At 43.2% G+C, this 10,666-nt stretch carries 13 protein-coding genes; 2 read left to right on the top strand and 11 right to left on the bottom strand.

The window, feature by feature from the left end:
• Positions 1-326: 326 nt before the first annotated feature.
• On the bottom strand, positions 327-1,478 hold the full coding sequence (locus tag ACTTKA_RS02850; RefSeq protein WP_442723891.1) for an IS110 family transposase: 1,152 nt from the start codon (positions 1,476-1,478) through the stop codon (positions 327-329).
• A gap of 235 nt (positions 1,479-1,713) precedes the next feature.
• On the opposite strand from ACTTKA_RS02850, the gene ACTTKA_RS02845 reads away from it, so the two are divergent.
• A complete protein-coding gene (locus ACTTKA_RS02845; protein WP_442714925.1) occupies positions 1,714-2,175 on the top strand; it encodes a C-GCAxxG-C-C family protein in 462 nt (153 codons plus the stop codon).
• Between the two features lie 216 nt (positions 2,176-2,391).
• On the opposite strand, the gene rd is transcribed toward ACTTKA_RS02845, so the two are convergent.
• Together rd and ACTTKA_RS02835 are read right to left on the bottom strand one after the other, a co-directional pair.
• The gene (gene rd / locus ACTTKA_RS02840; RefSeq protein WP_124750398.1) at positions 2,392-2,553 is read right to left on the bottom strand and encodes a rubredoxin; all 162 of its coding nucleotides are present in this window, start codon (positions 2,551-2,553) and stop codon (positions 2,392-2,394) included.
• Positions 2,554-2,995: 442 nt separating this feature from the next.
• A complete protein-coding gene (locus ACTTKA_RS02835) occupies positions 2,996-3,940 on the bottom strand; it encodes a hydrogen peroxide-inducible genes activator (protein WP_442723890.1) in 945 nt (314 codons plus the stop codon).
• A 131-nt stretch (positions 3,941-4,071) separates the two neighbouring features.
• Between ACTTKA_RS02835 and ACTTKA_RS02830 the strand changes: the two genes are divergently transcribed.
• The gene (locus ACTTKA_RS02830; protein WP_442723889.1) at positions 4,072-4,548 is read left to right on the top strand and encodes a Dps family protein; all 477 of its coding nucleotides are present in this window, start codon (positions 4,072-4,074) and stop codon (positions 4,546-4,548) included.
• A 77-nt stretch (positions 4,549-4,625) separates the two neighbouring features.
• On the opposite strand, the gene ACTTKA_RS02825 is transcribed toward ACTTKA_RS02830, so the two are convergent.
• The 8 genes from ACTTKA_RS02825 to tssD all read right to left on the bottom strand — a co-directional run bounded on the left by ACTTKA_RS02825 (position 4,626) and on the right by tssD (position 10,660).
• Entirely contained in the window at positions 4,626-5,726 is a 1,101-nt protein-coding gene (locus ACTTKA_RS02825; RefSeq protein ID WP_442723894.1) for a mechanosensitive ion channel family protein, read from the bottom strand.
• A 153-nt stretch (positions 5,727-5,879) separates the two neighbouring features.
• Positions 5,880-6,635 (bottom strand): tRNA threonylcarbamoyladenosine dehydratase, encoded by a 756-nt coding sequence (locus tag ACTTKA_RS02820; RefSeq protein ID WP_442714934.1) that lies wholly within the window; start codon positions 6,633-6,635, stop codon positions 5,880-5,882.
• 149 nt (positions 6,636-6,784) lie between these two features.
• A complete protein-coding gene (locus ACTTKA_RS02815; protein WP_442714928.1) occupies positions 6,785-7,171 on the bottom strand; it encodes a diacylglycerol kinase family protein in 387 nt (128 codons plus the stop codon).
• 80 nt (positions 7,172-7,251) lie between these two features.
• Positions 7,252-7,836 carry a hypothetical protein gene (locus tag ACTTKA_RS02810; protein WP_442714929.1) on the bottom strand — a complete coding sequence of 195 codons (585 nt, stop codon included), beginning with the start codon at positions 7,834-7,836 and terminating at the stop codon, positions 7,252-7,254.
• 373 nt (positions 7,837-8,209) lie between these two features.
• A complete protein-coding gene (locus ACTTKA_RS02805) occupies positions 8,210-9,115 on the bottom strand; it encodes a hypothetical protein (RefSeq protein ID WP_442714930.1) in 906 nt (301 codons plus the stop codon).
• 13 nt (positions 9,116-9,128) lie between these two features.
• Positions 9,129-9,743 carry a hypothetical protein gene (locus tag ACTTKA_RS02800; RefSeq protein ID WP_442723888.1) on the bottom strand — a complete coding sequence of 205 codons (615 nt, stop codon included), beginning with the start codon at positions 9,741-9,743 and terminating at the stop codon, positions 9,129-9,131.
• A complete protein-coding gene (locus ACTTKA_RS02795) occupies positions 9,692-10,240 on the bottom strand; it encodes a hypothetical protein (RefSeq protein ID WP_442723887.1) in 549 nt (182 codons plus the stop codon). The genes ACTTKA_RS02800 and ACTTKA_RS02795 overlap by 52 nt, the downstream gene beginning before the upstream one ends.
• A gap of 21 nt (positions 10,241-10,261) precedes the next feature.
• A complete protein-coding gene (gene tssD / locus ACTTKA_RS02790; RefSeq protein WP_442723886.1) occupies positions 10,262-10,660 on the bottom strand; it encodes a type VI secretion system tube protein TssD in 399 nt (132 codons plus the stop codon).
• Between the last annotated feature and the right edge of the window lie 6 nt (positions 10,661-10,666).

The following is a 10,666-nucleotide window of genomic DNA, read 5'->3' as shown; positions in this document are numbered from 1 at the left end:
GTAACGGCAGAAAAGAAAAATAACCTCTTGACTACCGTTGCAACAAAGTCATTAAAAGCCTGCAACGAATCATATTTTGTATCTTTCCTCTATAAAACCGAAAACAACATCCGGCTCATACAACTAAGATGTCCCATTTTTTTCATTGATAGACATAGGAGGATCATACAAGCCGTTCCCGAGCTTGCCTAAAACAGGGATACTTTCCTCTTCGAGCTTCATGCTCATACTGGGTTCCATCGCCAGCCATGTCTTTGGTTAATTTGTCATCACGAGGTCATGTGCCATCACAAAGATAGTAGCCTTCCCATGACTGGTATATCGTGTCATCCGTTTTTGGCGGATGTGTCGATCCTGTTATCGAAATCCTTGTATGGGAGGTTTTCATTCAATATGTGCCATACACAGACGAGCATCTTGCGTGCAATAGCTACCTGTACTTTCATTTTGTTCTTTTTGCGGACTTGGATCTGATAGTAGGAGAAACGGCTGAAGAAACAATCCTTGGTTCGGCTTGCGGCCCATGAGCATTGGATGAGGGTACGGCGCAGGTAGCGGTTGCCATGTGTGATGCGGCGCGACTTGACGATCTTGTTCGACTGATCGTTGCGCGGTTTCAGCCCGCTCCATGATGCCAGGTGGTTAGCCGTCTCGAAGTGGCTCATGTCGGTGCCGATCTCTGCGATCAATGACGTGGCGGCTCTCATCTTCACTCCCGGCATGCTCCGCAGGTTCTTCAATGCTGTCGAGTATTCCTTCTCACAGATGTCCTGCATCTTGTTCATGCATTCCTGCTTGTGCAGCTCGGCCATGTCTATCTCGGCCTTGAGCTGGCGCATGATGTCGATGTCGCATTCCGTAATGCAGCCTGTGAGCGCGGCGATGATAGTCTCCCTCCCGTGGCGATTGATGATGCGTCCGTGGACTTCTTCTACCAGCGCCTTGGGGTCGGTCACGCCCTCACAAATTCTGTCTATGAAGGACTTGTAGCTTTTTCCGTCCGTGTTCGATACATAATTGCTCAGCCGGATGTTGCACCGCTGCACCGCCGCATCCAGCTTGGCAAGCTTACGGATAATCTCATCATCAAGGTCATAGATTCGACGGTCGTACTGCCGCAGTTGCTGGATGCGCTCGGGCGGAACGAAGCTGCCACGAACCAAGTCCTTCAACAGGCATTCGGCAATCCACTGCGCATCCTTCACGTCGCTCTTGTGCCCGGGAAGCTGCCTGATGAAATACGGATTGATGAGCTTCAATTTGAAGTACGGCTCAAGACAACGCCACACAGGAATCCAATACACACTCGTGCTTTCCATCCCCACCTCCTGAACGTGATGTGTGAGCATCAAATCACGCATTTCTTCCAGTTGGATGGTCAAAACACCATAAACTTTTTCAATCACCTCGCCCGTGCTGCTCAAAATACAAAGATATATGCTATCTTTGTGCACGTCAAGGCCGCATACGGTTCTCATAAGCCTACATTTTGAGGATTAAACATTAAGAATATCCCTCAAAGATAATTCTAATTGTGCCACGAGCACGCGTTTAGAACAAAGAATCCATGCAGGCCTTGATCTTTCCTTTTCATGCCAGGCCATTTCGGAGACGGCTCTGCCGTTTTTTATTTATACTGGCTTATAAATCGCGATTTTTATGTAAATTTGTCGAATATACAGTATACTTGTGTGTTGTTGTAAAAGAAAAAATATGGAATCAATCAATGTCGAGGAACGTGTACAGAAGGCACGTCGTTTATTTTCGGAAGGGTATAATTGTGCGCAGTCCGTGTTGTTGGCCTACGCGGATGTATGGGGTATAAAACCCTCATTGGCAGCCACTATGGTAGCCCCGTTTGGTGGAGGGATCGGAAAGATGCGTGAGGTATGCGGTACCGTCAGCAGTATGGCTATGATGGCAGGGTTTATGGAACCGGCAGCCGATCCGTCAGACAAAGAGGCTAAGAAGCGAGTTTACGCATTAGTGCAGGAGTTAGCAGGGCAGTTTCGTCAGGCAAACGGCTCTATCTTGTGTCGGGAATTACTCGTAGTGGAAAAGGAAGAGTCTGCTCCATCCGAAAACACTTCCGGATCGATCAGGAAACGCCCATGTGCAGAATATGTTGCCACAGCGGCTCGCCTTGTAGGTGAAAAGCTTCTGGAACGCTCTTGAGGCATTAAGAACTTACAATACAAATAGAAAAATTCCTGATTGAAGAGGTTTGCTTTTGTAGAACCTATGTGATGCCTTAAACGTATCAGGAAAATTGGGGAATCGTAGAAAAGAAAGAAATCAGGATGAGAGTTCCGTACGTAATGACGAATACGGATACCATCCTCATCCTGATTTTACCGTTAATTTTATCCTTTGAACTTGTGCAGGCCGGTTTTATTCGACCGGTTCAAAATCTTCTTTGCCAACGCCACATAAAGGGCAAACCCAATCGTCCGGAATATCTTCGAACGCTGTTCCCGGATCAATACCGCCATCCGGATCTCCTTCTACCGGATCGTAAATGTAATCACATACGATGCATCTATACTTTTTCATACTTTATTATTTAAAAAATTAGGCGGACAAATATAGTGTTTTTTTTATATTGATAATTGTTTGCAGTGATTTTTTTTATGTTTATTGCGTTTTCCACAAATCAAAAAACAGGATCCTTAATTTTCCTTTTTCTATAGATTGAAAATGAATATTTTATAAATCTTTATTAAAAATGAATATCCGTGTTTGTACCTAAAAGCTCCATTAAACTATTTAATAACAATAATTTGTATGTATGGATCGGAGAAAGAAATAAATTTCTGTATACCAGCAATATATAATTAATTTTAGGCATATATACGGACATTCATATTATTGAATAATGTTTTCTGCTCGTCAGCCGTTCCTTTGTATCAGGGAAATAAGCATGGTTTCCAGAATCCGTATGACGTACTCCTTTTTCAAGTGTAAAAATACAGTGTTACGGCATCTTTCGCAACTTTCAGAGATCTACCTTAATAGTATAACGGCTGAGTTCGGAATTTTGCATCGATTGAGGTACTGATTTCTTAACCATGCTTACAATAACCTCAGCCATTTTTTGGCGGACAAAATTACGACTGACAATCAAGCTGATTTCTCTTACCGAAGTGTCTCCTTTGATCTTGCGGAGATTACCTTGCTTTTCTTCGGGCAGTCCCATGGCAGTCATCTCAGGTATAATCGTCAAACCTCCATTATAATCTACAATGTTCATCAGCGTATCCAAACTCCCTGATTCATAGCTGACCGTTGGAGATGGTTCGTTTTCTCTTTTCTTTTTACAGAGCGTTTCTGCCTGTCCGCGTAGACAATGAATGTTATTAAGCAACCATACCTTATGAATGTCAATCTCTTTCAGGTCGATTTCGTTACTGTGAAAAAGATGTTCTTCCGGCGATACATACGCGTAAAATTTTTCGTAATAGATGGGGGTTTCGATCAGTAAAGGATGATTTAAGGGACTAGCGGCCAGCCCTCCGTCTATCCGGCCACAGAGTATGTTTTCGATCATCGCCGAGGTAGACACTTCTTCCATCATGAGATTAATTTCCGTATTCGATTCACGGACCCTCTTGAGAAGTTCCGGGACCAGATAAGACGCGATGGTGGGAATGATCCCCATTTTAAAATTTCCTTTCAGAACATCTTTTTCGTTGTAAACAAGCTCCTTAATCTGATTAAATTGATAAATAGACAGTCGTGCCTGATGGATGATTTTTTTTCCGATTTCTGTGGGTTGAACGGGTTGCGTCATCCGATCGAAAATTTTGACTTCCAGCTCATCTTCCAACTTCTGAATCATCATGCTTAAGGTCGGTTGTGTCACCCGACAAGCTTCTGCCGCTTTGACAAAATGCCGGTAATTATCGACGGCAATGATATATTCTAACTGCTGAATCGTCATCTCTGTACCATTTATTGATAAAATTGATGCAAAGATAGAAATTATCAATTTGACAAGAGGGATTTATGACTGTATCTTTGCATTCAAAAAAATAAGATTATTAACAAACACATAAAAAAACAGTTAGAATTATGAATGCGAAAAAAAAGACAGGTAAAGAAGTGAACAGTGCCGTACAATCGATTATTAACGGTTTGAGCGATGTACTCGCCAATCGTCAGGTGTATTATGCAAATCTGAGAGGATTGCATTGGGATATCGTAGGAGATAAGTTCTTCGAACTGCACGAACTGTATGAAGAATATTACAATGAAGAAGCAGCGGCCATCGATCAGGTAGCAGAGCGCATTGCCATGTTGGGCGGACATCCTGAAAACCGCTTCTCGGAGTATCTGAAACAGTCAGATATTAAAGAAACACATCATGTTTCGGATTGGGAGAAAGGGATTAATCAGGTACTCGATTCGATGAACATCTTGCGCGAGAAATACCAAGGCCTCGTTAAGTTGGCTACCGAAGCTGGTGATTTCGGAACAGTTGCATTGGCCGGCAAGCATCTTGGGGCTATTGAGACGAATCTGTGGAAGTTGACGGCTTATATGGCGTAATATTGACGCTTACTGAGAGCATAAAGAAGATGTGTCGAAACATATCGTTATGACACATCTTCTTGTCTTTTGTAGCATCAGCGTTGCTCGTTTATTAACGCTTTGACCTCCGGCGTTTCGGCATGATTTTCGATATAGATGGTTCTGGAGGGGAAGGCGAAGTTTAGGCCGGCCTCGTTAAACGAACGAAGGATCTCGAAATTGACGGTCGAGCGTGTCCCGAAAATATCGGCTCCCTTGCGAATGAAATAAACGAAACGGATAACAAGCGACGAATCTGCAAAATTCGCGAATGCCACATTCAGACTGTTTTCTTCCACATCTGGCACCTTATGAGGAATCTTTCGTAAAATTTTGACGGCTTTCTGCATCTTTTCGGGTGTAGTATCATACGTCAGTCCGATCTCCATGACAATACGCCGCGCAGGCTCTGAAGAGATATTGGTAATCAAGGCATCAATTAATTTGTAGTTTGGGATAGTGACGATCCGCTTGTCATACGTCTCAAGTCGTGTACTTCTTAATCCGATATCGACAACGGTGCCTTCCATCTGATCGAAACTGATCACATCGCCGATTTGAAAGGTTTTGTCAGTAAAAATGGTAATTCCGCCGAAGATATTTTTGATCGTATCCTGTGCAGCGAGTGCAAAAGCAATCCCTCCGATCCCCAACGTTCCGATCAGGGTGGTTACGGTTACTCCGATATTGTGCAGCCCGACTACCCCGCCAATCACCCATACGAAAATAAGTATTCCGCGTTTGATGACCGGGAGGAGCTTCCGGTCGATGTTAAAAGGAGTTCTCTGCTGATCATCGTCCTTGCCGGCCAGATTTTCTTCAAGCAGCCCCGTGAAAAGTCGGGCGAAGAACCACGTTACATTAAGCGTGATCAATACTTCATATACATTTTTAAGCGTTTTATGAAATGTGTCACTCAATGTCAGCCGATCAAGAGATATCCATATCGCAAACAGTATGATGCCCATGTAAACAGGTTTTTCAAAGGCAGTGACCAGGATATCGTCAAGGCGTGTACGACTCTTAGCCGTGACTTTTCGGATGATTTTCTTAATGATCATAGAAATGAGCTTATTAATAAGAAGAGCACCTATAATAATAAGCAAAGATATTCCCCAGTCCTGCACTGAGTTGCCGTAGTAAAGTGTATCCAACATCATTGTGTCTTATTTTTATGATTTGTAAAATTCTATTGTTGAGGAATGTAATCTGTTTGTAATATCTTCCCCGCTGTCTACAAAGATACAAAAGAATGAAAAATGCCAAGACTAACCGTTATTCATCGCATGAAAGAAACAACGGGATAAGTATCATTTCGTGTTGACAGAGGTGTATATATCTCTGATAACAAGGCTGGATAAAGTAAATCCGAAAATAGCTGTGATATATGCCAGTGTACCGTTGATACGCGCTTTTCGGGCATCCCATCCCGACGATGATATGACTGCGTCGGGAAGAGCACCTCGGTTATCGAGTACTTCGTCGCTAAAGACACAGACAAATTTCTTTCCGGGCAATTGGCCTTTTTTCAATTTCCGGCGCAGCGCCGCAGCCAATGGGCATCCTTGTATTTTCCAAAACTCTGCCATACGGATACGCGACGGGTCCATCTTTAAGGCGGCTCCCATGCTGGAAAAGAACACGGCATCGGTCTGTGTAGCTGTCCGTATCAGGTGGGTTTTTTCTTCTAAGCTGTCAATGGCATCGAGGATGTAATCGTAGGATTCGAGATGAAAAGAGGCGGATGTGTAAGCATTATACATCTCTTGAATCGCTGTAATTTCTGCCTCCGGATTGATCTCGAGAAGACGTTTTTTCAGCACATTTACTTTGGCTTCCCCTACGGTAAGTGTCGTGGCCGGAAGTTGACGGTTGATATTCGTTTCGCTTACACAGTCGGAATCGACAAGGGTCAAGTGACGAACACCACTGCGTATCAGGCTCTCGGCACACCAACTGCCCACACCTCCAACTCCCAGCAGGATTACTCGTGCGGCGTTCATGCGTCGCATCGCATCCGTACCGATCAACAATTCGGCACGTTCAAAATTCGCTTTTTCCGACATATCTACATAGTCCAATGACTCCGGCGCAAAGATAAGGATAAAACAAAAAAACAACGATTTATATACCATACACTCGCCCTATAAAACCGGAGTATTCATCATTTGATCTTCTGATCGGAAGACGATATATTAGTACTGCTAATAGTGTGTTAGTAGCAGCACCCGGCAACTTTAGGGATAAAAATCACCAGACCTATGATAGCTGCCGTGATAGCCATGATCAGTACGGCACCGGCCGAAAAATCTTTTACACGTTTGATACGTTCATCATATTGAGGAGATACGGCATCCGATAATTCTTCGATGGCTGTGTTAAACGTTTCCCCTGCAAATACTCCACCGGCTGCAAGGGCAACAGCGATCCATTCCGTCGACGATAGCCGGAAATACATCCCGGCTACAACTACACATACCAGCACACACGTGTGAACCCGTGCGTTTTGCTCTGCATAAATCACCTGACGGACTCCCCGTAATGCATAGCTGAAACTCCGGAATAAACGCCGGACAGAAAATTTTTTCTTCTCTTTAATCATGCTTCAAACATAGATAAAAAAGTCGAGATGTACATACACGATCCAATAAAAAAATCATTTTACGATCTATATATAGGTATCTACGGGATTGCTGTTTCCGGAGGGGCAGGGGGTTGTTTTTGGGGCAGGGGAAACGTTTTTCCGTCCAGGCAATCCAACTGCTCCGTTCGCAGAAACTCACGCATAAAATGCTTCGTAGGCAAAGCCAATAAAGCCGTATCCATTTCCTGAAGGTATTGGGCTTTTATCGTATCATCAATAATACAAAACCCGAGAAAACGTTTCATCAGTCTTTTTCCCACATAATAATCGATTTTCGCCTTCTCTACCGGAAAATAACACATACCCAAATCATACGTCGGAGGTAATATATTATCCTCGCTACAATATGGATAATAACGGGCGTATATTGCCGAATCCTGTTTGTCATAATAATGATATGCTGCATCACAGTAGCTATACCAAATTTTTTTATAAAAATCCCAAGAATCCGATATACGGTATTCGCGCGAAACCCTGTATAAATCGTTTTTCACCTCTTCCTGACGTTCATTATGGGTCATATACCGGTAGCGGATAACCGTATCGATCTGAAACCTGTATAAAGGCAATGCACTACCGCCCGGCAGTTTGATGCCCTCCGGATGGCGCTTCCCAATATTCATACCGAATACGCCCGAACGAGAAGAAGGAGCATAGTATGTATACAATTTTCCTGCATACGAATCCCCGCATATTTTGATTAAAGTGCTGTATTCAGGTCTTTCAAAAACGCATCTGTATTCGTATAATAACGTATCATTTGGCTGATAACGATAGACATCCTGCATAATCCTGTCGTCTCCGTATATTGTTCTATCATACGGTGCTATCATCGGACATTTATCGAATTCAAACAAATGTATCTTGGGCCGGAACAAACTGCACGAAGCAACAAAAAGCAAAGCCCCGACGCATAGAAGAATTTTACAATCAAACATTTTCATCTTACGATCTATATATAAGTATTGGGTTGTAGATACGCAATGAATTGCGTATCTACGGGATTGCTGTTTCCGGAGGGGCATGGGGTTGTTTTTTGGGCAGGGGAAACGTTTTTCCGTCCAGGCAATCCAACTGCTCCGTTCGCAAGAACTCACGTATAAAATGCTTCGTAGGCAAAGCCAATAAAGCCGTATCGACTTCCTGAAGGTATTGGGAGGCTATCGGTATTCTTTCAATTTTGCAAAATCCCAGAAAACGTTTCATCAACCTCTTTTTTACATAATAATCGATTTTCGCCTTCTCTACGGGGAAATAACACATACCCAAATCTGACGTTAGTGGCAATACCTCATCCTCGACACAATAACAATATAAAGCATTTATACTTGCATCCCATTTGTCGTAATAATGGTATGCAGCCTCATAATAAATAGTCATAATTTCTGTATAAAAATCACAAATTCTATATGAAACACGACATTCACGGGCTAACCTGTATAGATCATTGTTCACCTCTTCCTTCCGTTCATTGGAGGTCATATACCGGTAGCGGATAACCGTATCGATCTGAAACCTGTATAAAGGCAATACATCGCCTCCCGGCAGCTCGATATTTTCCGGATGGCGCTCCTCAATATTCATTCCAAATACGCCCGAACGAGAAGAAGGAGCATAATGAGTATAAAGTTTTCCTCCCCAAGAATCCCCGCATATTTTGATTAAAGGTATATATTCACGTCTTTCAAAAGTACATCCATAATCATATAACAGTGTATCATTTTGCTGATAACGATAGATATATTGAAGAATTTCATCATCTCTGTATTTGGTTGTATCCTCTGGCGAAATTCCACAATAAGGAGCGTATAATTCAAACAAATGTATCTTGGGACGAAACAAACTACACGAAGCGACGAGAAACACTGATCCAGCGCATAGAATAATTTTAATATAAGGCATTTTTGTTTTTCTATTATTTCTTTTTACGATATGTAACACCATTGCAGCGAAAAGAAATATCATAAGCATTTGCGAATCCTTGCAATTCTTCGCATATTTCTCTCTTTTTTTCCATTGGTGTAAGCGGGTCTTTTAGTTTACGTTCACATTCGGTGATATAATCGGCATTCATAATCCGATAATCAAGAGCATATCCTGCTTTGTTGATCGATACGGTTGCCGTATCCCTAATGGCATGTTGTTCGATATCTTTCCTTTCGGGGAGGAATTCGTATACCTTGTTGTCGTATCCCTGTCCGCCGAAAAGCTGCCCGCGGGCAAAAGCCTCCAACTCGTCTTCCTTATCATACATTCCGAAAGTATATCCATTTATTTTTCCCGTATTTTTATCCCTAGATATGCGGGAAGGAGAGCTAAATTTTCCCGTTTCGAACTGATAGGCATGTTTCAGTTCGTGAGCAAACGAAATCATCTTTTTACTTACCAAACGGATCACGAAGACGCCTGTTTTGTCCTCAAATTTTGCTTCTCCGTAATATTTCACATCCGGGTTATTGCCTGGGATCGGCCCAGTTTCTACATGATACGTCTGATTAGACGTTGCCAGTACGCCAATCTCGTATTCCACCTGCTCGTATTCCTTGATTTCGTCGGAGAGTTTTTGGATTTCAGCATCGATATCATTGATTTTTTCAGGTTTACGGGTTTGTTTTTTTCGGCAGCCCTCCGTTTTATTTCTTCTTTATCCTTTATCTTGTCTTTCATCGCCTTTTTCTGCTCATCCTTCCGCTCCTGACATTTTTTGAGCAGCAGATTGGCCATCTCTCTCGCCGCAGGTGTAAAAGCGGGTTGGGCGATCTTCTTCAACACCTCCATTAAGTTTTCGTGTACATAGGCGGGAGCCGAGGGGCTGACGATCGGCGTAATAGTCGGCAGTCGCACGGTATGAAAAAACGTCGTATCGCGAAGGATCGCATACGCCTTTTCGTTGGGATAGCGCGGATGGGAAGACCTGACCTGAACGGTATCGCTCCCGGCTATGCCCAACCCGTCTACATAGTCGCCTTCACAAGGGCAACCGTTTGTCACTAAATAACAATAATCTTCTTTCGATATAATTCTCATGACACAAGTCCTTTACATTTTTTATTTACTCCAGAAATTGTTGTGTTCTACGCCATTGATAATGACTCTCTCGGGCGAGAGGGTCAATGTGGTCATCGTTCCCGTCTTCGAGCCGGTCTCTCGGTCTAAGCCGATACAGTAAGCGTTGAAAAACTCGACCCGTATGGCCGCCTGAGCGATCTCTGTATGGAAGATCACCGTTCCGTTTTTCAACAGCGTCGAATCTTTCGCCCAGGCATGCAGATTTCTATCCACCACCTGTGATAAGCCGATCACCATCCGTCCGCCTCTCTCTTCATGCTGCGGTTGTCCTTTGTGATCGACCCACTGAGAAAACGAGATGTTGAACTTCTCTATTTCATACTTTTTCCCATCGACCATCAGATGAGACTCTACATGTGCTAAAGCCAAGGTAAACATACTTCT

It is taken from the genome of Tannerella sp., assembly GCF_052170195.1.
In the GTDB taxonomy this organism is placed as follows: domain Bacteria; phylum Bacteroidota; class Bacteroidia; order Bacteroidales; family Tannerellaceae; genus Tannerella.
This window is presented reverse-complemented; position numbering and strand designations above follow the sequence as displayed.

Excerpts from the sequence above, each read along its gene's own strand:
- ACTTKA_RS02835 (WP_442723890.1), bottom strand. The coding sequence starts at position 3,940 with ATGACGATTCAGCAGTTAGAATATATCATTGCCGTCGATAATTACCGG.
- ACTTKA_RS02820 (WP_442714934.1), bottom strand. The coding sequence starts at position 6,635 with ATGTCGGAAAAAGCGAATTTTGAACGTGCCGAATTGTTGATCGGTACG.
- ACTTKA_RS02830 (WP_442723889.1), top strand. The coding sequence starts at position 4,072 with ATGAATGCGAAAAAAAAGACAGGTAAAGAAGTGAACAGTGCCGTACAA.
- ACTTKA_RS02795 (WP_442723887.1), bottom strand. The coding sequence starts at position 10,240 with ATGAGAATTATATCGAAAGAAGATTATTGTTATTTAGTGACAAACGGT.
- ACTTKA_RS02815 (WP_442714928.1), bottom strand. The coding sequence starts at position 7,171 with ATGATTAAAGAGAAGAAAAAATTTTCTGTCCGGCGTTTATTCCGGAGT.
- tssD (WP_442723886.1), bottom strand. The coding sequence starts at position 10,660 with ATGTTTACCTTGGCTTTAGCACATGTAGAGTCTCATCTGATGGTCGAT.
- ACTTKA_RS02850 (WP_442723891.1), bottom strand. The coding sequence starts at position 1,478 with ATGAGAACCGTATGCGGCCTTGACGTGCACAAAGATAGCATATATCTT.
- rd (WP_124750398.1), bottom strand. The coding sequence starts at position 2,553 with ATGAAAAAGTATAGATGCATCGTATGTGATTACATTTACGATCCGGTA.
- ACTTKA_RS02810 (WP_442714929.1), bottom strand. The coding sequence starts at position 7,836 with ATGAATATTGGGAAGCGCCATCCGGAGGGCATCAAACTGCCGGGCGGT.
- ACTTKA_RS02845 (WP_442714925.1), top strand. The coding sequence starts at position 1,714 with ATGGAATCAATCAATGTCGAGGAACGTGTACAGAAGGCACGTCGTTTA.
- ACTTKA_RS02825 (WP_442723894.1), bottom strand. The coding sequence starts at position 5,726 with ATGTTGGATACACTTTACTACGGCAACTCAGTGCAGGACTGGGGAATA.
- ACTTKA_RS02805 (WP_442714930.1), bottom strand. The coding sequence starts at position 9,115 with ATGCCTTATATTAAAATTATTCTATGCGCTGGATCAGTGTTTCTCGTC.